Consider the following 22,248-nt stretch of genomic DNA (forward strand, 5'->3'; position numbering starts at 1 on the left):
GTATTTCCGCTAGAACGCATCCAGTTCTGGGGAAATAACCGGCTTCTTTCTTTTTGAGAAGATATGCCTTGACATGCTACTAATTGTATCATAAAGTTATGTATATACAAATTGTATCGGCGGAGGTGCAAGAAGTGGAGTTAAAACAATACTTCAGAGTTGTAATGAAAAAATGGTGGCTAGTGCTTGTACTGATTCTGCTTGCCTGTACCGCTTCTGGTATAAAAAGCTACTATTTTACAACTCCTATTTATGAAGCCAGTGCGAAACTTATTGTAAATCAATCCCCAAAGAGCGATGAACAAATCTATCCAAGTGTAGGCATATTAGAAACAAACTTAATGCTTATGAATTCCTATAAAGAGATTATTACCTCCTCCGCTATTCTGGATAAAGTCGTGGAGCAATACCCCGATCTGGAAGACTCCGTTAATGTTATGGCCAATACTCTTGCTGTAAGTTCTTTCAATGATTCACAGGTACTAAATCTTAGCTATTGGTCTACTTCCTATGAGAGTGCAGCCAAGACGGTTAATGCCATCTCACAAGTATTCAAAGAACAAATTCCACACATTATGAATATAGACAATATCACCATTTTAAATGAGGCAAAGCTGGATGATGACATCTCGCATGGACCTGTCAATATCAACGTAGTGATGAGTGTTGTGCTTGCTTTCGTCCTATCTTTTCTTATCTCAATCGGCTTAGTGCTCTGTCTGCATTTCCTTGATGATACCCTCAAGAATGAAGAAGAGCTCAAAGAATTGCTTGGTATTCCGCTTCTTGCGGCAATAGGCCGAATGAAGAAAGAAGATTACGCAAGAGGACAGCATGAGCACTTTAACATTTCGAAAGAGGCAGGTGAAGGGAAATATGTCTCGGTCAACCAATGAAAGCCGGTTAGTTGTATTATTTAATCCAAGCTCTACGGTGGCTGAAGCTTACCGTACCTTGCGCACGAATATTCAATATTCCTCTGTCGATAATCCGATCCAGATGCTCATGGTCGCTTCTGCACAGGCAGGAGAAGGCAAGTCTACTGTAATAAGCAATTTGGCAGTTGCTTATGCACAAGAGGGAAAGCGGGTTCTGCTCATCGATACCGACCTTAGAAAGCCTTCACTCCACCGTATTTTTGCTCATACGAATCGTCAAGGTCTGACGAATCTTCTAACTGGGCAAAGCATGCTTCAGGAAGTGCTGAAAGATAGTGGAATTGAGAATCTATCTTTAATTACATCAGGTCCAACACCGCCCAATCCTGCTGAGCTGCTCGGCTCAGCCCGAATGAAGAAGTTATTGGAAGAGCTGAAGGAACAGTTCGATCTTATTTTGTTTGATACTCCGCCGGTGCTTGCGGTTACCGATTCTCTAATTGTCAGTACATACTGTGATGGTGTCCTGCTCGTCATTCATGCTGGAAAAGTAAAGAAAACTTATGTGCGCAAGGCCAAGGAAAAGCTGGATTTCGTACAGTCTCGAATTATTGGGGCTGTATTCAATCAGTTGAAACGAGATGACATTACTTTTATGAAATATTATGGATCTGCTAAATAAAACAAAATAGCTTGACATCATCATAGGAGAAAGAACTGCAGCGAAATAGGTAATGTCTACTGAACCTTTATTACTGTAGGCACTCGGTCGCACCGTGGGCTATTGAAGCCTTAGACATGATTGTCGCTGGTGAGATGTGAGGACAGGTTAGATGCCTGCCATTTTTTAAACAAATAGCTATGTTTTCTTGCCGAGCAAGAGAACATAGCTATTTATTTAAAAACAATAAAGGATAGGTGAAAGTCCATGCGGATTAGCGTCATCATTCCGACCTACATGCGTCTAGACAGTTTAGTTGAAGGTTTGGGCGGGCTCTACAAACAGGAGAGATTGCCGGATGAGATTCTGGTCATTGCAAGAGATTCCGACAGGGAGACAATCGATTATTTGAATGCCAGACTAGATGGGCGACTGCGATATGGGATGGTATATACTCCTGGAACGGTAGAGGCGCTTAATACCGGACTCGCGCAAGCAACGGGTGATGTTATCGTTATTACTGACGATGATACAGTTCCATATCCCGACTGGCTGGCAAGAATAGAAAAGCATTACGAAGATGATGACAAGCTTGGAGGACTAGGGGGCAAGGACTGGGTGTATCATTCAGGCCGGCTGCTGTTCGGTCAGGCCAGGAATGTCGGCAAGTTGTATTGGTTCGGCAGAATGGCCGGTAATCATCATATTGGTGTAGGTGATGCCAGGGAAGTGGACATCCTAAAGGGGGCGAATATGAGCTTCCGCAAGAAAGCGCTCGAGAATCTATCCTTTGATAGAATGCTGAGAGGCAGCGGCGCTCAAGTTCATCTTGAGATCGGAATAAGTCTGCTTGTCAAGCAATCTGGCTGGAAGCTTCTATACGATCCAAGTGTATGTGTGAATCATTTTCCGGCTGAGAGATTTGATGAAGATAAACGGAATGCATTTAATGAGACTGCTTGCCGTAATATGGCCCATAATGAAACGTACACCATATTAAAGCATTCGGGCGCCATTAGAAGAGCTGTCTATTTGGTATGGATCGCTTTGGTCGGAAGTCCGCCCTCACCTGGATTCCTGCAGTTTATTCGAATGGTTCCTCGGGAAAAAGGAGCAGCTTATAGAAAGCTGCGATCCACATACAGAGGTAGATGGGATGGGTGGAAAACGTGGAGAACATGGATAAACTCATAGACACAGCCAAAGTTGCCTTGCTCAAAACAACTGGAACCATCGGAATGATGCTTATTATCCTGTTTATTGGCGTGACGACAACGAAGGTAGCCATGATGCAGGATCTTTGGCAGCTGTCCGTTGTCCTTGGTTTAACGATGGCTGCGGTTTTTCTTCAATGGGCAAATTCAATAGCCTATGTTCCCTACACAATAGCTGTCTGGGCGTTTTATCCGGAAATAAGACGTTTATTGGACTGGTCTTTTGGCACTTACAGTGATACCCCCATCTTGTCCCTTGCCCCACTGCTCGTAAGCTTAACGATGCTTATCCCTATTATGAAAAACTATAAGAAGCTGTCGCGAACAGTCACCCGGATCATGCTCATTGCTTCTTTGGTATTTGGCTACGGGTATCTTCTTGGTGTGCTTCAATTCGGCAGTTTTGCCGCAACGTATGATCTAATAAACTATTTATCTCCGCTATTGCTAATAGCCTATGTTAACACCTGTAATTTCAAAAATGAAGTCAGAGATTATTGGCTAAAGAGCTTTACGTTTATTACGGTGCTGGTCGCCGTCTATGGTATATACCAATATTTTCTTATTCCTCCATGGGATCAGTTCTGGATGATCCATTCCGAGATGACCTCGATTGGACAGCCTGAGCCGCTCAAGGTGAGGGTATTCTCAACCTTGAACTCGCCTGGCCCAACGGGTGCTTTCCTGGCCTATGCTTTATCCGTCATGATTATGAATAAAAAGTGGCGTGCCTTTGGTTTTGTCGGCCTTATTCTCGTCGCATTTGCCTTGATGCTTACATTGGTAAGAAGCAGCTGGATTGGTCTTGTTGCTATGCTTCTGGTGTACTTCATGCAGGCAAAGTCACAGAGCAAAATAAAGCTGGTTGCTGTTCTTGCTGTGCTGGTTATGTTCTATCAATTTGTACTCCCGAGCTTGCCAGGAGCGGATGCGATTACGACGCGCGTGCAAAGCTTCGGCAATCTAAGTGAGGATAACTCCTATAATGATAGACTTGCTTTTACTTCGTCCATCATGGTGGTCATCATGTCAAATCCGATTGGCAACGGGCTTGGCAGCACAGGGCTGAGTGCCAAGCTGAATACGAGTGCTCTGCAAACCTTCGATAATGGCTATTTGAATGTATTCTATACGTTTGGTATTCCAGGCGGGCTGTTATTTCTTGGATTGCTGGGGTATCTGGTTGTTCTTAGTCTGCGGAGCACTCTTTACTATCGGGAATATAGTCATCTTGCCTTCGCTACGATGGCGGCAGCGCTGTTCCTGCTGTTTGGAGCGAACACATTTCCAGGGGTTGGGGGCGTAAACATCTGGTTTCTCCTCTCCTTTATATTTTTTCCATTGAAAGAGGAGGATGCAGGTCATGAACATGTGCTTCGTTACCCATAAAGTAAGAAAAGGCGATGGACAGGGGAGGGTTAATTACGAGGTTATTTTGGAGGCGCTTCGGCAAGGTCATTATGTATATATTATTGCTTCTGAATTATCTGATGAATTGGCGCAGCATGAACGGGTCATATGGAAAAAGATCGCAGTGGAAGGCTGGCCGACCGAGCTGCTGCGGAATCAGATATTCGCTATTCGAGCATCGCTCTGGCTTACCATATTGAGGAACCGAATCGATCTGACGATTGTAAACGGCTTTACAGCGTATGTCCGCTCGGATATCAACTGTATCCATTTCGTCCATAGTGCCTGGCTTCGTTCCAAGTATCATCCTATTGTGGAACGTAAGAGCTTAAGCTCGTTCTATCAATACATCTATACCCGGCTCAACCGTTCTCTGGAACGAATGGCGATGAAGCGTACCAGAACCATTGTGGCTGTATCGGAGCAGGTGAAGCATGAACTTAAGGGGGATGCCCATATAGAAGGTAATCGAATAGCTGTCATTCGAAACGGAGTTGATCTGGAGGAGTTTTATCCGCGTCATGTGGACCGGAGAGAGCTTCATTTATCTGAGCAACAGCTATATGCCATGTTCGCCGGAGATCTTCGATCCTCGCGAAAAAATCTCGACACTGTATTAAAAGCATTAGTTTCTGTTCCGGAAATTCATCTCCTTGTACTTGGCAATACGAAAGGAAGCCTCTATCCGCAGATGGCAGCGGACTTAGGTTTGGGTGAACGGGTACAATTTCTAGGCTACCGTACGGACATGGCGACGTGGATGTCTGCCGCAGACTTATTCGTATTCCCTTCACGTTATGAACCTTTTGCGCTTGTTTTGCTTGAAGCGATGGCCGTAGGTCTTCCCGTTGTAGCCAGTAGCAATTGCGGAGCAGTGGAGCTGCTCACGAATAAGGCTGCCATTATTATTAATGACCCGGATGATTCAGATGCTCTTGCTGATGCACTTCTGAGATGTGCGGCCGATCGCAGGCAGCTGAAGCAAATGGGGGAGGAAGCTAGAAGGCTTGCCTGCCAGCATTCTTGGTCAGCCATGGCCGCACAATATTTGCAGTTAATTCAAGAAACAGCCCTTCATAAGGCTGTTCCTCTGCCAGAGTCTTGAAAGGAATAGGTACAGGCTATGTTAAATGTATTAAGACGCAAAGATAGCTTTGGTTATATCGCGCAAATGTTCGCTTCCAACTTATTTATTCTATTTCTTAATACATTAACGGGCATTATTATTGCAAGATATCTGGGACCAATTGGACGCGGCGAGCAGGCGGCGATGATTATGTGGCCGCAGCTGCTTTCCTATATGGTTACGCTTGGTTTGCCCTCTTCTATTATTTATTACATGAAACAAAAGGGAAGCCAGCAAGGTTCGCTTTATATAGCTTCTCTATGGATGTGTCTGCTGCTTGGAATGATATCCATACTTGGCGGATTGCTATTTTTGCCGGGGTGGATGGATGGTTATTCCCATAATAAAATCGCCTTCTCCTGCTGGGCACTTATCCTGATTCCTTTTGGATTGATTGGCGTTATTAATAACGCTGTATTGCAGGCGAGAGATGAATACCTGCTGTTCAACCGCATCCGGTATTTACCTAATATCATTACACTGGTGCTGTTGGGTGCATTGGTGGTCACGGGGAACGTAAATCCCTTTTATACATCAATTGCCTATTTGGCGCCGATCATTCCTATTTCGGTATGGACGATGATGCGGCTATTATCGATTTATAAGTTCAAGCATTCGGACCTTATTCAGTCGTCCAGACAGTTAGTCCAATATGGCATTCGTTCGTACGGCACTGATTTGGCAGGCACGCTTTCCTTTTATATCGATCAGGTGCTTGTCGTAGGGCTGTTGTCACCTGCCAGTTTGGGTATCTATTTGGTTGCTTTGAGCTTGGCCAAAATGCTTGATATTATCCAATCCTCCATCGTATCCGTCTTGTTCCCTCAAGCATCAGGATTGCAGCCAAACGAGGCCATCCAACTCACACTCAAGATGTACCGCATCAGTGCGGTTCTTACGTTTGGACTTGTTATCCTGCTCGTTACTTTTGCTCCATATGTCATGCTGCTGTTGTATGGTGCTTCATACAAGGAAGCGATACCGATCTTTCGTGTACTGATTGTTCAAGCTGCAATAGCGAGTGCGACCTGGACGCTGGCTCAAGGATTTATGGCAACGAATAGACCAGGAAGAGTGACGATGTTGAAAGTATTGTCGCTGCTTATGAACGCTGCACTGATTAATGTACTGACTCCGCATATGGGGATTATAGGCGCTGCATACTCTTTACTCATTTCCGCAGTAGTCAATTTCCTGCTCATTATATGGCTCTATTATTTCGAGATGCGGATAAGCTGGTCGTCCATTCTATTCCAGGCAGATGATTGGTCTTGGGTAAAGAGACAACTGCTTGGTAAAAAGAATCTTACGGAAACGGAGAGAGTGATTCCATGAACATCTTATTATCTATTCACCATGAGATGAACATTAATGCGGGTGCTCCCGGAGTTACCTATCAGCTGTCCCGGCAATATGAACGATTAGGTCATCAAGTATCCTTGTTCTCCTACAATGATCTGCCCTCTTATATTCCAGCCAAGCTGAAAGGGCTTGTGTTTCCCTACTATCTGATGCGAAGAATTAAAAAGTCTGATCCATTCGATATAGTGGATGCTTCAAGTGGGGATGCATGGTTATGGAGTTTGTTTAGACGCAAAGACCGGGAGGAGCCTGCTCTGGTCACAAGAAGCCACGGGTTAGAGCATACGATGCACATAGGCTTGCTGGAGGAGCAGAAGCGGGGCAATGTGAAACTATCGTGGAAATATCCGCTTTATCATGGAGGCCTTCGGCTGTGGGAGGTTGCGGTATCTTTCCGTAAAGCGGACGGGTCGCTGTTCCTTAATCAGCAGGATTACGAATATGCCATCCACAAGCTTAGGGTCAAACAAGCATCGTCGAGACTTGTTAGAAACGGACTACCGGATTATTTTCTAAACCTGTCTATTGACAATGTACCGGTCATAGCTGGAGCACCGATTCGGATTGCCCAAGTAGGGAGCTATATATTGCGGAAAGGAATTGCCTACACCGCAGAAGCAATGAATGTCATCTTGAAGGAATATCCTAATGCAGAAATGTCATTTATCGGAACAGGCTGTTCACGAGAAACGGTGCTGGCTGACTACGATGCTGCTGTCCACTCCCGTATTCATGTCATTCCGGCATATCGTCATGAAGAATTGCCTTCCATTCTTATGGGGCATCAGATCAAGCTTTTTCCGACTTTGTCAGAAGGATATCCGTTATCTTTACTGGAAGCGATGGCCTGTGGTCTTGTTCCGATCTCTTCCTTCACGACGAGTTCATTCCTTCAAGATGGAAAGGATGCGCTTCTTATTCCGATGAGGGAATCATCTGCCATTAAGAGCAAGCTGCGGCAATTGCTTGATGTGCCATCGCAGCTGCAAAGTATGCAAAGAAATGCGTATGAAACCGCCCAAACACATGATTGGAGCCAAATTGCAAGTGAGACCATTCAGTTTTATAAGGAATTATGCGGGGTGACAACCGGATGAAGATCGTACATATCGCGAATCATGCACATGAAATAGGGAACGGCATTGTTAATGTGATGATCGATCTGGCTTGCGAACAAGCTAGACGAGGGCATGAAGTCACTGTGGCTTCCGGTGGAGGAAGCTATATCGACTTGTTGCAACGGCATAGCGTATCACATTATAGGCTTGATCAAACGAGAAGGCCTGCCTCTATGCTGCGGGCTTTTTTTCATTATCGCTCCCTGATCAGACAGACCAAGCCGGATATCATCCATGCTCATATGATGACAGGCGCTCTTTTATCCCGTTATTTGAAAGGGATGAGCAGCTATAAGATTATTACGCATGTTCATAATGAATTCCAGAAGCATGCTGATCTGATGAAGGTTGGCGATGCGGTTATTGCAGTAAGCGATGCTGTTGCGAGATCCATGGCCGCAAGGGGGATTAAACCTAATAAATTAAAGGTAGTGTTGAACGGAACCGTAGGAAGCCCGAGAAAGATAAATGAATCGCTTATGCTAGACCTGAAAGGGCCTAATATTGTAACTGTAGCAGGATTATATACACGTAAAGGAATTGGCGATTTGATTGAGGCCTTTAACCAGATTGCAGCCAGCGTTGAAGGTGTGAATCTATTTATTGTTGGAGACGGGCCCGAACGTGCGTTGTTCGAGAAAATGGCGGGATTATCTATTTATCGGGAACAGATTAAGTTTGAAGGGTTTCAAGTGAACCCTGAAGCTTATATGCGGGCAGCTGATGTCTTTGTTCTTGCTTCGCACAAAGAGCCGTTTGGGCTCGTGCTCATTGAGGCAAGAGAAGCAGGCTGCGCCATTGTAGCTACGGATGTAGATGGAATACCAGAAGCGCTTGATCAAGGAGATTCGGGGATGCTGGTTCCTCCTAGACAGCCTGCTGCTCTGGCGGAAGCGATTATTGAGCTTCTTAGCGATGAAGGTAAACGTGAATCTTATAGGGAACGTGCGAGGCAAGGCCTTGAATATTATCAAGTTTCTCGGGTGACGGAGCAAACGCTTCAAATCTATGAGGAAGTATTAAAGAGTTAAGTTGATAGTCGGATGATAGGAAGTGGTAACGGTGATGAGAGTATTGACGACCGGATTAGGGTGGAACGAGCTGCAGCCTGGCGGGCTGAATCGCTATTATGTCGATTATAATCAAGCTCTGAAGCAATATGGACATTCAGAATTTGGGCTTGTTGTTGCCGAGCAGAACGCGGAGCTTCAAACCAGCTTGAATATTACGAATGCAGCGGGAAGTGGAATATGGTCCAGAATCCGGGCGGTTAGGCATCATACTGTGAAAGCAGTGGAGTCTTTCCGCCCGGATGTATTTAATCCGCATTTTGCGCTATATGCCTCCATGGTGTCCAGAAACAGCTTGCCGAGTCATATCCCTATTGTGACGCATTTCCATGGGCCTTGGGCACTTGAGTCCAAGATGGAGGAAGGCGGCAAGCCCCGAATTGTGCGGGAAGCTAGATACCTAATCAAAAAGCAGGTCGAGCAGGTAACCTACCGCCGCTCCGACCGCTTTATTGTACTCAGCGAATATTTCAGGGATATCTTATCGAATAACTATGGTATTGACCACAGTAAAATTCACATTATTCCTGGCGCTGTTGAGCATGAACGATTCACACCTCACCCGGATCGGCCAGCACTGCGGGCAAAGCTGGGTATTGCACCTGGTCAAAAACTTTTGTTCTGTGCACGGCGCATTGTTCGCCGGATGGGAATTGACCGGCTGATTGATGCGATGCAGACGGTTGTCCGGGAACATCCGGGGTCCAGACTATATATTGCAGGAGACGGTCCGATGCGCAGTGAATACGAACAGCAGATTGTTCGGCTGGGCCTATCTGCGAATGTAAGGATGCTGGGCAGGGTGTCTAACGAAGAATTGGTGGAATGGTATCAAGCGGCTGATTACAGCATTGTCCCAACCATTACGCTCGAAGGCTTTGGTTTAGTTACGATTGAGTCCATGGCCTGCGGAACCCCAGTGTTTGGGACACCTTATGGCGGTACTAATGAAATCTTACGCCAAGTCTCCTCGGATTTGCTGTTCGAGGACGGGACAGCGGAGGCGATGAGCGGTAAATTGATCAGTGCTTTGAACGGCCGGCTAACGCTTCCGACCAGAGAAGCTTGCAGAGAGCATGTACTTCAGCGGTATACATGGAGCAGTGTAGCCGGGGCTGTAACCGATGTGTTCCGTGAGGCACAGGAGATTCGGAGAAAAGGAGTGGCCAGCCGATGAGAGTCGCCTATTATAACCACACCAGCGCAGTGAGCGGAGCGGAGATCAATCTCATGGTGACAGCGAAGCATTATACGAAGGTGCATCCCATTATCTTTGCACCGGAAGGCGAACTCCTTGATCGGGCCAGAAAGGATTGGCTGGAGGTTGTACCTCTGCCAAGCTTTAACGCGAGGCTGAGCCGCAATCCACTCCGGCTGGCCGCTGGAGCGGCCGGCATGATTAAGGCTGGACGCCAGCTGTCGGAAGCAGTGAGAGCGTACGGGATAGATGTGATCCATGCCAACTCGCTTCGGGCAGGAATGATGGCATCGCTGTTCTACTGGCATCACCGCATTCCTGTTATATGGCATCTGCATGATATTCCGCCCAAGGGGCTGATTGGCAAAGTCATACGGATGTATGCTTTATGGGCGGCACAGTCGGTTATTGCCATATCAGAATCTGTGATGAAGGACTATCAAAAGCTGGGGGAGCGTATTCATCTGGTCCATAACGGAGCTGTCCTTAGCGAATTTTCGGGACAGGAGAAAGCCTACAGCCGTGAAAAAATTCGGTCAGAGCTCCATACACCGCAAGATGGCCGTGTCATGACCATTATTGGTCAGATCGCGCCCTGGAAAAGACAAGCGGATGCTATTCGGGCTTTACATGCCTTACTTCAACATGGAGAGGAGAATTATTTATGGATTGTCGGAGAGCCAAAGTTCCGCCAGGAGAACGAGCAATATTTGGAGGAGCTTCACCGGCTGGCCGACCAATTAAAGGTAACGAAATATATCCGCTTTACAGGCTTTCGTGAGGATGTGGACGAAATATGCTGCGCATCTGACCTGTTGCTGCTCTGTTCGGAGAATGAGCCGTTTGGGCGGGTCATCATTGAAGCAATGGCGCAGGGGACACCAGTCATTGCAACAAACGGCGGCGGGGTGGCGGAGATTATTAAGCACGGCCGAAGTGGACTGTTGTATACGACCGGAAATATAATGCAGCTTGTACAATGTATCCAGGATCTTCAAAGGATGGAGCCGCTTCGCAGGCTAATCAGCGATAACGCAATTGAACGGATAAAGGAGCATTTTTCAATCGGGCAGGCTGCGGCGAAGACGGAGATGATCTATATGCAGGCAATGAATGGAGGAACGGGTATCAACCGCGGTCTCCGGCAAACTAAGGGGGTGGCAAAATGAATTATCGGATAGCAATTGTCCATGATTATTTGAATCAAATGGGCGGAGCGGAAAGAGTTGTTGGCGTTATGCATAAGTTGTTTCCGGAAGCACCAATCTATACGACCATTGTCGACAGAGAGAAGTTATTACCTGAATTACGCGACGCTAATGTTGTAACGACCTGGATGCAGCATATTCCGAACATTTTACGAGATTTCAAGCTTTACTTCTGGCTATATCCGTTTGCAGTCCGGTCGATGAAGCTGCAGGAGTACGATATTATCATCAGCTCCAGCAGTGCTTATGCTAAAGGGATCCGGAAGCCTGGGCATGCGGTTCATTTGTGCTACTGTCATTCCCCAATGCGGTTTGCCTGGAACTTTGACGGCTATATCGAGAATGTAAAGGTGTCACGGATGAGAAAAATAGCTGCCAAATGGCTGACATTCCCTTTAAGGATTTGGGATAAATCAAATTCAAAGCAGGTCGACCGTCTTATAGCCAACTCCAGTGTGGTGAAAGAAAGAATAAACAAGTTTTATGGACTCGAGTCTTCTGTCATTTATCCTCCTGTTGAAGTAGAACGTTTCTCGGTCAGTAGTGAGGCGCCGGAAGATTATTTTCTCATTGTCTCACGTCTTGTTTCCTATAAGAAGATCGATATCGCCATCGAAGCCTGCTCTCGTCTTGGAAGGAAGCTGCTCATTGTTGGGGACGGGGATGACCGGGAACGTCTCGAAGCTATGGCAGGACCAAACGTTCAATTTCTAGGCCGCAGAAGTGACGAAGAGGTAGTCCGCTATATGCAGAGATGTCAGGCATTGCTGTTTCCTGGATTGGAGGATTTTGGGATAACTCCACTAGAGGCCAATGCCTGCGGCAGACCTGTGATTGCCTTCCAAGCAGGCGGAGCGCTTGACACCATCAAATCGGGATTGAACGGCTTGTTTTTCAAGGTGCAGAATGCTGAGTCTCTAATAGAAGCTCTGCAGGCTTTTGATAGACAGCAGTGGGATCCGCAGCTCATTAGGGATCATGCTGAGACGTTTAATGAACGTTTCTTCATTGAGAGGTTATTGTCCAGTTTGCAAAGTGCAATTGATCCGCTTGGAAGCAACTTGAAACACTACGGGGTGGAGGCAGGGATCCATTTTGGGAGATAGTTTCGTCTCTTGTGATACATTTTGTTGATAAATTTGAGCCATTTTGCTACAATTAGTATCATAAATAAGAAGAGGTGAGATCAATTAGTGAGAATGTACGTGTAGATAAAAAGAATTATTCCGCCTATGGACTACGGTTGATTAGTGAAGTGGAAATGCCGGAATTATGGTCTGAAGAAGATAGCCATATCGAACCTGACGTTAGCATTGAATATGCAGATTTAAGAGGCTTTATTCAATCTTGGGAGCCAGGGCAGAAACGCCACATTGATCTCACTCGAAATGAAATCGTGCTTCATATTCCGGAAGCGGCCTATTACCGGATTGTAGGAAGCTCTCTTATTCAAGTGATGCCTGAAAAAGGGTCGGATCCTAGAGAAGTCCGTATTTTTCTCCTGGGAGTATGCCTTTCAATTGTCATGATACATCGAGGTATTGTGCCGATGCATGCCAGCGGTGTCATGATTGATGGGAAGGCCTACATTATCGTTGGCGATTGCGGGGCCGGTAAGTCAACGCTTGGAGCTGCGTTCAGGCAGGCGGGTTATAAGCTGATCAGTGATGATATTGTAGGGTTGTCAATCGATGAGAGTAACATACTTACGGCATATCCCGGTTATCCGCAACAGAAGCTTTGGCAGCAAAGCTTGGATTATTTGAATATGGAATCGGCGAACTATGATCAAATACTGGATAATTACAACAAGTTTGCAGTTCCATTTGGAGACCAGTTCATTAAGGATCCTCTGCCGCTGGCAGGCATATTCGAACTAGAGAAGGCAGATATTCCTCAGATTGCCATGAGACCGCTTAAATCGCTCGAACGGGTGCAGCTTATCCGCTATCATTTATTCCTCGGCAAAGTACTGAATGAATTGAGCAAGGAGCAATGGCTGCTTAACTTTGCAGCGAAAGCGGCGCTTGCTATTCCGTTCTATCAATTGAAACGCCCGCTAAACGGGTTCACGGCACCAGATCTGGTTAATCAAATTTTAAACAAAGTGAGAGAAGGGGAGGTCGTACATTTATGAGCAATCAAGGTGTATTGGCAGGTGGACGTATCGTTCAAGCAGAAGGGTATCTGGTGAGCGACATGGGCGGAGATAAAGTCATGATGAGCATACAAAGCGGTAAGTATTATAATCTTGGTCAATCTGGCGGCGCGATTTGGGAGCATCTCGCTGTTCCAACAACATTGAAAGAAATTGTATATAAACTTTGTGAGGAGTATGAAATCGATAGAGAAGTTTGCACAAGCCAAGTGGAGGCATTCCTGCAAAAATTGGCCGAGCAAGGCCTTATTGTCAGCGCCGAGGTTTAAAAGGATGAGCCGGTTTCGTAAGTTTCTAGCTTCCGACAGAGCCTTTAAGCTGATGCTGCTGGAAGCATTCTTCTACCTTGGCTGGGCGAGAATCCTGAAGGCGATTCCATTCGCGAAGGTAGCTCCCAGTCTGGGTAGTTCGATGAAAGAAACATCTTTCACGACAGCACCGGAAGATGAGGAAATCATACATAAAATCGGGCGTTCGATCCGGATCATGAGCCGCTATACGCTTTGGGAAAGCAAATGTCTTGTAATGGCTATCGCCTGTATGAAAATGCTGGAAAAGCGTCGAGTCGAGAGCACATTATATCTTGGTACGATGAAAAATGATAATGGGAAATTAAGTGCCCATGCCTGGCTGCGAACAGGGCCTTATTATGTAACGGGTGCAGAGATCATGAATCGTTATACAGTTGTTGGTGTTTTCGGAAAAGTGCCCGGACGTTAAGAGAGTAAGGGGAGAATGAAATGAGTAGTCCTTTGGATCTGAGCTCGTTTTCGAAAGAATTGAAGTTTATGCTGAATTTGCTTCGTTCCGACCGCAAAATAGAAGTGGAAGAGGCGATACGGCAATCGAGAGATCTGGATTGGCAGTCATTTTTGAAGTTTGCCACTTATCATGATACTTTCCCTATTCTATACCCTTTGTTAGCCCAATTAAATGAAGAGCAGCAATGGACACCAAATTTCGTAATGAATAAGCTGAAGGCTGTTTATACAAGAAACACATTCGAAATGCTGCATTTACGCGGCGAGATGGAACGGATGAATGAACGATTTGCTGGGCAAGGAATCCGCTCACTTTTTTTGAAGGGTCCGGTGCTTGCTGCAATGCTTTACGGTGATATATCGGGGCGTACGTCAGGCGATCTTGATATTTTCGTCTCGAAGCAGGATTGGGACAAATGTGTAAAGGTGTTGTTGGAGGAAGGATATGCCCTGGGCGAGCAATATGATTCTGCGGCAGTCTTAAATAATACTGAACGTAAGACCCATCATATCTCCTATATACATCCGCAGAAGAGAATCGAGATTGAGCTTCATTGGCGCTTAAACCCCGATTCGGTCATTGAACCGTCGTTTGAGGAACTTTGGAGCCGAAGACAGGCTAGCTCACTTAATAAATCGGTCTATACGCTTGGCAGCGAGGATCTGTTTGTTTATTTGGTACTGCATGGAACAAGACATGCCTGGACCAGCCTGCGATGGTTGATGGATATTGACCGTATGCTAAGCGGGTTCTTAAATTGGAACCGTGTGAATCAATTGTTTGCGGCAAGCCGAAGCGCCAGCCTCGGCGGTAAGGCGATTCTCTTATCGACCGATCTGCTCGGTAGCCTGCTGCCGGAAGAGGCTTACGCGATGACATTAAATCCAAAAGCACACCGGTTGGCGCAGCTTGCGCTTATCTTTATCCGGCAGAAGGTTGTCTTGTTTCCAGAGCCGGAGAGCAAAGAGATTGCCTTTGTCTATAACCGTTATTTGCTCGCTGCGATGACATTTAGACAAAGGCAGCTCTACATCTGGAATAAGCTGTATCCAAGCTCGAAGGATGTAACACTGCTTCCTCTGCCTAAATCCATGCATTTTCTTTATTTCCCTCTCCGCCCATTCCTTTGGTTCTGGCGGCAAGTGAAACGGCAGACAACCTAAGGAGGAGCTCCGCATGAAGGAGATTATTATTTTTCTTAAAAAGTTGTATGCCTCGTCGGGCTTCCTACTTTATGTTCATTTGCTGTTAATGCTAATCGTGAGTGGTTTGGAAGGTATTGGTATATTTCTGATTATTCCACTATTAAGTATTATCGGTGCCTTTGATTTGAATGTCGACACTATTCCTTTTGTTTCGAGTGCAATGGATAGGATGCAAGAATCGAATATCCCGTTAAATCTTCCGATTGTATTGCTAATTTATGTGCTTCTAGTCGGCGGGCAAGCACTGCTGCAGCGCAATCAGACGAATCTCTCTTCCAGGATAGAGCAGCGTTATATCAAGGAATTACGGCAGGAAACGCATCAGTCGTTGTTAAAAGCCAGGTGGGAATATTTCCTCCGTAAAAGAAATTCGGATTTTAACCAGATGCTGACTACAGAGCTCAACCGGGTCAGCAATGGCATCGGGCTGCTGCTGACGTTTATTTCCGCGGCGGTCTTTACATTAATCCAAATAGGCTTTGCAATGTGGCTGTCGGTTGAGCTGACCTCTATCATTATTCTAAGTGGGTTGCTGCTATCTCTTATATCCCGCAAGTTTGTAAGGAAATCGGCAAAACTGGGTAAAGAAACGAGTAAGCTGTTCCAAAGCTATTTTGCAGGACTTAGCGATAATTTTAACGGAATTAAGGATATTAAAAGCAATATGCTGGAGCGCTCGCATATTCGCAAGTTTGCTGAACTTTGCCAACACATTGAGAGCAATTATATGAAAGCTGCGAGAGTATACGCCAATTCACAGTTTCTATATCGGGCATCCTCTGTCGTATTAATCGCCGTGTTTGTGTATGTTTCCCTAACCATATTGCATGTTGCTGCTGAACAGTTGCTATTAATTGTGCTGATCTTCACACGTTTGTGGCCGAGGTTCATTACCATTCAATCCTGTCTCGAACGAATTATGACGCAACTGCCAGCTATGCAGGCATTAACGGTGCTGCAGCAGGAAAGTGGAGAGGCGCGGGAAGCGCTCTTATTGCAGGATGAGCAGTTGGCGTTGTCTATTCCATTAAAGGAGAGCATTGAATGCCAAAAGGTAAGTTACCGCTATGATAAGAGCGGAAAACGGCTGGCTTTAAAGCATATTGACCTGCTTATTCCGGTTAACCGAATGACTGCTGTTGTCGGCAAATCAGGAGCAGGTAAAAGCACACTCGTTGATCTCTTGATGGGGCTTATTCAGCCAGATGAAGGGAAAGTGCTTATTGATGGCCGGGAACTGACAGAAGAGCTGCTGTATTCTTACCGAAATAGGATCGGTTATGTTTCACAGGACCCTTTTCTGTTTCATGGCAGTTTGAGGGAGAATTTGCAGCTTGTTGTTCCAGATGCGACAGAGGCAGAGATATGGGAGGCTCTGCGTTTCTCAGCTTCGGATGAATTTGTCCGTAAACTGCCAAATAGCCTGGATACGGTGATTGGAGACCGTGGGGTAAGACTTTCTGGCGGGGAGCGTCAGCGAATTGTACTCGCACGGGCAATTCTAAAGAAACCGTCCATACTTGTGCTGGATGAAGCGACGAGCGCCCTCGACAGTGAAAATGAGGTGCAGATCAAAGAAGCGTTAGACCTGCTGCGTGGTACAATGACGATTATCGTTATTGCCCATCGTTTATCTACAATACGGCATGCCGATCAAGTTATTGTCCTAGAGAATGGCGAGATCGTACAGCAGGGCAGCTATATTCAGCTGTCGCAGGAATCTCGTGGGACATTCAGAAAGCTGCTTAGTTATCAAACCGAGGCCAACGTGTAGGTGTTGGCCTTTTTTTGCGTTTTTTAAATACAAAAAGGGGGTGTCCCATAATTCATGAAAATGACGATGGGACACCTCCTATTTTATCCGGGCTAAGCAGCAGCATGCGCATTTAAATGTTCTTCCGATCGCCATTGCTCTGGAATTCCTTTGAATCAATGAGGCAAGGTTCGAATTCCTCAAAAAAGCGAACACTAACGCTTCTCCAGAATCATATAAAAATGCTAAGTCTGTCCTTGACTTGTTCAGGAAATGCTCAAACAAAAAGAAGCCAATATATTTGTTAGAATAGAAGTACCACCAACCATTCTAAGTAAAAAGAGGCTCTTATGTACAAAGAATATACCATGGATCAGCTGTTCTTACCGATGGACTTGCAGGAAGATATCTCCTAAAACCATCTCTTTCGCGTCATTAACGACGTGGTCAATCGTTTAGATATGAATCTCTTCACCAAAGCTTATCCCGGAGGTTGCCGGCTCGACCACTACTTTGTGGATGGAACGAAGATCGAAGCGAACGCAAATCGTTACACGTTTGTTGGGTAAGGTTGTCGTTAAACAGAAGCTGAAACTGCAAGAAAAAGTACAGACCTTGTTCGCTGCCATTGAAGAGGCAGAAAAGCAGGAAGACCATGCTTTAAATAACATGGACCTTCCTGTACTTGGGGAAGCCTCAGGCATCACGAGTGAAAAACTTGGAGCAGGCTGTTCAGCAACTAGAAAACAAGCTTAAAGAAAAACCAAAGGACAAACCGCTAAAGAAAGCTATTCATGTTGTTCGGAAAGATCTTCTTCCTCGCCTGCAAAAATATGAAATTCGGCAAGAAACACTCGGAAAACACAGTAGTTTTAGCAAAACAGACAACGATGCCACGTTTATGTGCATGAAGGAAGACCACACACGTAATGGTCAGTGAAACCTGGTTACAACGTGCAGATCGGCACCGAAGATCAGTTCATCATTAGCCTTGGACTTGCGCAGCAGGTTAGAAACTTCTATTCAGTTATGAGAGCAGAAGTAACATGGAGAGCAGATATGAAATCGTTACTCACCTGTATCGTAGTATTTCTTGCGAGGGCTGTCCCCTAAAGGATCGTTGTACAAAAGCGCAAGGAGATCGAGAAATAAAGGTCAGCATGGAATAGCTTCGACTCAAACAACAAGCGAGAGAGCAATTAAAGAGCGAAGATGGACATGCCTTATCCTTTAGACATATGCACGAACCGGAGAGTGTGTTTGGCCAAATCAAGAATAATCGGGGATTTCGCAGTTTCCTACTTCGAGGCCTACCGATAGTTAGCCTCGAGGATCGGATTTCGCTTACCCACAATTTGCTGAAGAAAGCAGCAAGCGATCTAAACACCAAAATAGCGTTACAGGGATAGCCCTCTGCAACGCTACTTTTTTGAATTCATCTTTTCATTTACTTATGCGAGCTGTCTCCAAAGTGAGCGTTCCCCTTGTGAGACGGCCCCTTTTTTGTTAAAGATTAATTAGCTGTAATGATGACTGCCTTTTCCAGGTCTGCCGAATGTTTCTGCTTCAACATCACCGTCGAAAGTCATTTTTACATCCAGCACTTCCAAAGTTGGTGCTTCCCATACTTTTTTCATACCTTCACCTCCTATCGTTAGTTGAAGTATCTCCCTATGTACGAGATACGCTACGTTTCTGATTATAGCATATAATGATACAAAATGTATCTATTTATTAAAAAAGTTTTTGATTCTTTTTAGGTTATATGGTTGACGGGCATTTGGATGGAATGGTAAGATTTGTACATTACAAATTGAATCGGCAATTTTACGGAAGCACCGTAGAAGATCGCAGGTAACTGCGTCTTTTACGGTGCTTTTTTGTGTTTTTGTCGGAAATAGAAAGGCAGGAGCAGGCAGGTGAGGCAGCAATTAGCGATAGCAGTCAAAGAGCAGGATTATGTAAAGAGACTAGCTGATTATATGCGGGATAGTCCGTTCAGTGAACAATGGCAGCTAACGGCTTTCACGCATGTAGAAGCCTTTGTTCAATTTTTAAAGTCGGGTTTCCCGATTCATGGGATTGCTGCGCAGCCCGAGATGCTGAAAGCGGCTGCTGATGTTGATGTGTTGCCAGAATGTGTACCGGTTGCAGCACTGGTAACGGCAATAGGTCAGTGTCCTGATTATCATGAGCTGCTACAATTTCAAGCGCTGCCCGGGCTGCTGCAGGGAATAGCTGCTTTTATGGCAAATGCCCCTCATCTTGCGGTAAGAGAACATGAGGTAAATATCACGACCGTCTATTCAGCCTCCGGCGGCGTAGGGAAGACAACGCTAGCCAGACAGCTGGTTCATACGGCGGCAAGTAATGGCCATCGTGTTTTCTATTTGAATCTGGAGCGTTGGAGTGCTGCCGGTGCTTGGCTTGGAGAAGTAGGAATAGGAGCAGGTGAGGAAGGATTATCCCAACTGCTCTATACGCTGCAATCCCATCCGGACAAAGTTGAAGAGTGGCTGACCAGACATAGTAAGCGGTATGCTTCGTTCAAAGGTGATTATATCCTGCCTTGTACGAATCCAGAGGATCGTATGACGCTTCAAGCCGCTGATGCTGCTGCGATTATTCAGGCAATAGTCTCTACAGGCCAATATGATCAAATCGTCATTGAACTGGATGATGGACAAGATGAGCTGCATCTGGCTGTTTTGGAGCTTAGTCATCAGATCTTATGGCTCATTACAGAAGATTTGACTGTTCAGCGAAAAAGCCAGCTGGTGTATCAGTATGCTATGCAGCGGTGGGGAGATCGATTTCGTACGATTGAGCGGCGTATTCTTCCAGTTATTAATCGAAGTGACGGTCAGTCTCACGCGTTACATTTATTCAAGTCTGCAGCTGCAGCATTACCGGACATACGGCTAGGTTCTTCCACCTCTGTCTTGGCTTCGCCTCTATATAAGGCTGCTGTTGAACGGTTGTTTAAGGAGCTTGTAAGGGAGGAAGGAGGTGCGTTTATTGCTGACCGATGAATCCGTACTGGAGCTCAAGAATCGAATCAAGGAAAGGCTGGATTACAGTGGGGCCGTATCTGATGAGCAGTTAACCGCAATCGTAGAACAGACGGTATTCGCTTGGAGCAGCAGTCATCCGCTTACTGCATCTGAACTGGCATCACTCGTACGAAGGCTGTTTCATTCTTTTCGTGGGCTCGATATTTTACAGCCTCTTATGGATGATCCCACTGTAACGGAGATCATGATCAATCACCATGCAGAGATCTTTATTGAACGCAGTGGAAAGCTTAGTCTGCTACCTGTAGCTTTCGAGAGCAGAGAGCGCTTGGAAGATTTGATCCAATCGATTGTGGCAAGTGTGAACCGGGTCGTTAATGAATCTTCTCCTATCGTAGATGCGCGGCTAAAGGACGGATCTCGTGTTCATATCGTACTTCCACCTATCGCGCTGCGGGGGCCTGCTATGACCATCCGCAAATTCCCAGAACGGCCGTTATCTATGAACGAGCTCGTACAGAACGGGGCGTTAACGCAGGAGGCTGCTGCTTTCCTTCAGTTGCTAACGAAAGCGCAGTATAACATTTTTATTAGCGGAGGAACTGGAACGGGGAAAACAACCTTCCTTAATGCCCTCTCCCAGTACATTCCAAGCGATGAACGGCTGGTTACGATTGAAGATTCTGCGGAGCTGCAAATTCGAAGTGTTCCTAACCTTGTATCGCTGGAGACACGCAATGCGAATACCGAAGGCAAAGGCGAGATCCCCATTCGTGAATTGATTCGAGCCTCGCTGCGGATGAGGCCAAACCGGATCATCGTCGGGGAAGTGCGCGGCGGTGAAGCACTCGATATGCTGGCAGCTATGAATACAGGGCATGCGGGAAGTATGTCCACTGGGCATAGCAACGGCCCGAGGGATATGATGTCACGTCTCGAGACGATGGTAATGAGCGCAGCGGATATGCCGGTGCAAGCTATACGAAAACAGATCGCTTCCGCTCTTGACATTGTCATTCATCTCTCTAGATTCAGAGACCGTTCTCGCCGCGTCACGGAAATTTGTGAAGTTGTTGGGCTTGAAGAAGGGGAGATTGCTACCCGGCCACTTTTCCAATTTGAAGAAGCAGGTGAGGAAGAGGGAAAGGTCATCGGATCGCTTAAGCGGACAGCAAATAAGCTTCAGCATACAGAGAAGCTTACGATGGCCGGATTATCTATGGAGCGTGGTTGGGAGGAAGCCGTATGCCTTTAGCCAGGACGGCGGGCAAACCATCTCCATCCGATCGTTTGCGTTTATTGCTGGAATGGTGCGGATGGGAGAGATCATCTTGGGGGAAATCATCCCAAATTAAGCCGGTGAAGCTTCAGAGCTATGATTATTACCAATTATCGATTGGGCAGTTTATCGGATCAGCTGCTATAGGATATGCTGCTGTTTTTACAGCAATTTATCTTATCTATCACTCATTTGTTATATCCAGTTTGCTTGCGTTTAGCGGCATTATTGCACCAAGACTGTACAGGTCATCCCTTCTGATCCGCAGGAAGGAGCGGCTGCAGCTGCAATTTAAAGAGGCGCTTTATTCTCTTGTTTCGTCGCTGGCAGCGGGCAGGTCGGTCGAAAATGCGTTTCTTGCAACGATAGATGATTTAAAGCTGCTGTATCCAGATCCTCATACGGAGCTGATTGTAGAGTTTCAAATCATCAAGCATCGACTGGATAATGCCGAACCATTGGAGCAGGCGCTGCGCAGCCTGGCAATACGGGCCAATTTGGACGATATAACCCAATTTGCAGATGTATTTGCAGTATGTAAACGATCGGGCGGCGATTTGGTCGAAGTAATGAAGCGTACTTCGCAGGCAATTGGTGAGAAGCTGGAAGTCAAACAGGAGATTGCTGTTCTGCTTGCGCAAAAGCGGTTTGAAGCCCGCATTATGATGGCCGTTCCCTTTGCTTTTCTTGGTTTTCTTAATGCGTTTGCTCCCGACTATATGAAGCCATTGTATGGAGGAGCCGGGTATGTACTCCTTACACTCGGCCTTGGGGTTCTAGTATTATGCTTTTGGCTGATCCATAGGATTATGCAAATTCGGGTATAGGAGGC

General features: G+C 46.0%; 20 protein-coding genes and 1 pseudogene. 20 read left to right on the forward strand and 1 reads right to left on the reverse strand.

What is annotated here, in order from left to right; all coding sequences use genetic code 11:
* The first annotated feature begins 134 nt into the window (after positions 1 to 134).
* From FHS17_RS26980 to FHS17_RS31285, 17 genes and pseudogenes are all read left to right on the forward strand, one after another.
* Entirely contained in the window at positions 135 to 896 is a 762-nt protein-coding gene (locus FHS17_RS26980; protein ID WP_167281976.1) for a Wzz/FepE/Etk N-terminal domain-containing protein, read from the forward strand.
* Positions 877 to 1,560 carry a CpsD/CapB family tyrosine-protein kinase gene (locus FHS17_RS26985; RefSeq protein ID WP_167281977.1) on the forward strand — a complete coding sequence of 228 codons (684 nt, stop codon included), beginning with the start codon at positions 877 to 879 and terminating at the stop codon, positions 1,558 to 1,560. The genes FHS17_RS26980 and FHS17_RS26985 overlap by 20 nt, the downstream gene beginning before the upstream one ends.
* Before the next feature lie 246 nt (positions 1,561 to 1,806).
* Positions 1,807 to 2,733: a glycosyltransferase family 2 protein gene (locus FHS17_RS26990; RefSeq protein WP_167281978.1), complete on the forward strand. Its 927-nt coding sequence runs from the start codon at positions 1,807 to 1,809 to the stop codon at positions 2,731 to 2,733.
* Positions 2,718 to 4,142 carry an O-antigen ligase family protein gene (locus FHS17_RS26995; protein ID WP_167281979.1) on the forward strand — a complete coding sequence of 475 codons (1,425 nt, stop codon included), beginning with the start codon at positions 2,718 to 2,720 and terminating at the stop codon, positions 4,140 to 4,142. The genes FHS17_RS26990 and FHS17_RS26995 overlap by 16 nt, the downstream gene beginning before the upstream one ends.
* A complete protein-coding gene (locus FHS17_RS27000) occupies positions 4,117 to 5,268 on the forward strand; it encodes a glycosyltransferase family 4 protein (RefSeq protein WP_167281980.1) in 1,152 nt (383 codons plus the stop codon). The genes FHS17_RS26995 and FHS17_RS27000 overlap by 26 nt, the downstream gene beginning before the upstream one ends.
* Before the next feature lie 18 nt (positions 5,269 to 5,286).
* Complete coding sequence (locus FHS17_RS27005; RefSeq protein ID WP_167281981.1) at positions 5,287 to 6,624, forward strand: oligosaccharide flippase family protein; 1,338 nt, start codon at positions 5,287 to 5,289, stop codon at positions 6,622 to 6,624.
* Complete coding sequence (locus FHS17_RS27010; RefSeq protein ID WP_167281982.1) at positions 6,621 to 7,748, forward strand: glycosyltransferase family 4 protein; 1,128 nt, start codon at positions 6,621 to 6,623, stop codon at positions 7,746 to 7,748. The genes FHS17_RS27005 and FHS17_RS27010 overlap by 4 nt, the downstream gene beginning before the upstream one ends.
* Positions 7,745 to 8,800 carry a glycosyltransferase family 4 protein gene (locus FHS17_RS27015; protein WP_167281984.1) on the forward strand — a complete coding sequence of 352 codons (1,056 nt, stop codon included), beginning with the start codon at positions 7,745 to 7,747 and terminating at the stop codon, positions 8,798 to 8,800. The genes FHS17_RS27010 and FHS17_RS27015 overlap by 4 nt, the downstream gene beginning before the upstream one ends.
* Positions 8,801 to 8,834: 34 nt before the next feature.
* Positions 8,835 to 10,016 carry a glycosyltransferase family 4 protein gene (locus FHS17_RS27020; protein ID WP_167282099.1) on the forward strand — a complete coding sequence of 394 codons (1,182 nt, stop codon included), beginning with the start codon at positions 8,835 to 8,837 and terminating at the stop codon, positions 10,014 to 10,016.
* Positions 10,013 to 11,206 (forward strand): glycosyltransferase family 4 protein, encoded by a 1,194-nt coding sequence (locus tag FHS17_RS27025; RefSeq protein WP_167281986.1) that lies wholly within the window; start codon positions 10,013 to 10,015, stop codon positions 11,204 to 11,206. Before FHS17_RS27020 ends, FHS17_RS27025 begins: the two co-directional genes overlap by 4 nt.
* A complete protein-coding gene (locus FHS17_RS27030; protein WP_167281988.1) occupies positions 11,203 to 12,351 on the forward strand; it encodes a glycosyltransferase in 1,149 nt (382 codons plus the stop codon). The genes FHS17_RS27025 and FHS17_RS27030 overlap by 4 nt, the downstream gene beginning before the upstream one ends.
* Before the next feature lie 74 nt (positions 12,352 to 12,425).
* On the forward strand, positions 12,426 to 13,382 hold the full coding sequence (locus tag FHS17_RS27035; RefSeq protein ID WP_167281990.1) for an aldolase: 957 nt from the start codon (positions 12,426 to 12,428) through the stop codon (positions 13,380 to 13,382).
* Positions 13,379 to 13,672, forward strand: coding sequence for a lasso peptide biosynthesis PqqD family chaperone (locus FHS17_RS27040; protein ID WP_167281992.1), 294 nt, complete (start codon positions 13,379 to 13,381; stop codon positions 13,670 to 13,672). Before FHS17_RS27035 ends, FHS17_RS27040 begins: the two co-directional genes overlap by 4 nt.
* 4 nt (positions 13,673 to 13,676) lie before the next feature.
* A complete protein-coding gene (locus FHS17_RS27045) occupies positions 13,677 to 14,123 on the forward strand; it encodes a lasso peptide biosynthesis B2 protein (RefSeq protein WP_167281994.1) in 447 nt (148 codons plus the stop codon).
* Positions 14,124 to 14,143: 20 nt separating this feature from the next.
* A complete protein-coding gene (locus FHS17_RS27050) occupies positions 14,144 to 15,328 on the forward strand; it encodes a nucleotidyltransferase domain-containing protein (RefSeq protein WP_167281996.1) in 1,185 nt (394 codons plus the stop codon).
* A gap of 13 nt (positions 15,329 to 15,341) precedes the next feature.
* Positions 15,342 to 17,144, forward strand: coding sequence for an ABC transporter ATP-binding protein (locus tag FHS17_RS27055; protein ID WP_167281997.1), 1,803 nt, complete (start codon positions 15,342 to 15,344; stop codon positions 17,142 to 17,144).
* 329 nt (positions 17,145 to 17,473) lie between these two features.
* Positions 17,474 to 18,532, forward strand: a pseudogene (locus FHS17_RS31285) (transposase).
* A 108-nt stretch (positions 18,533 to 18,640) separates the two neighbouring features.
* Here the strand turns inward: FHS17_RS31285 and FHS17_RS27065 are convergent.
* Positions 18,641 to 18,760 carry a paeninodin family lasso peptide gene (locus tag FHS17_RS27065; protein ID WP_167281999.1) on the reverse strand — a complete coding sequence of 40 codons (120 nt, stop codon included), beginning with the start codon at positions 18,758 to 18,760 and terminating at the stop codon, positions 18,641 to 18,643.
* A gap of 282 nt (positions 18,761 to 19,042) precedes the next feature.
* On the opposite strand from FHS17_RS27065, the gene FHS17_RS27070 reads away from it, so the two are divergent.
* Genes FHS17_RS27070 through FHS17_RS27080 form a run of 3 tightly spaced genes read left to right on the forward strand, consistent with a single transcriptional unit; the run spans position 19,043 to position 22,243 of the window.
* A complete protein-coding gene (locus tag FHS17_RS27070) occupies positions 19,043 to 20,155 on the forward strand; it encodes a P-loop NTPase family protein (RefSeq protein ID WP_167282001.1) in 1,113 nt (370 codons plus the stop codon).
* The gene (locus FHS17_RS27075) at positions 20,133 to 21,392 is read left to right on the forward strand and encodes an ATPase, T2SS/T4P/T4SS family (RefSeq protein ID WP_167282003.1); all 1,260 of its coding nucleotides are present in this window, start codon (positions 20,133 to 20,135) and stop codon (positions 21,390 to 21,392) included. Before FHS17_RS27070 ends, FHS17_RS27075 begins: the two co-directional genes overlap by 23 nt.
* Complete coding sequence (locus FHS17_RS27080) at positions 21,383 to 22,243, forward strand: type II secretion system F family protein (protein ID WP_167282005.1); 861 nt, start codon at positions 21,383 to 21,385, stop codon at positions 22,241 to 22,243. Before FHS17_RS27075 ends, FHS17_RS27080 begins: the two co-directional genes overlap by 10 nt.
* Positions 22,244 to 22,248: the final 5 nt, after the last annotated feature.

This window comes from Paenibacillus lupini (genome assembly GCF_011761355.1).
GTDB lineage: Bacteria > Bacillota > Bacilli > Paenibacillales > Paenibacillaceae > Pristimantibacillus > Pristimantibacillus lupini.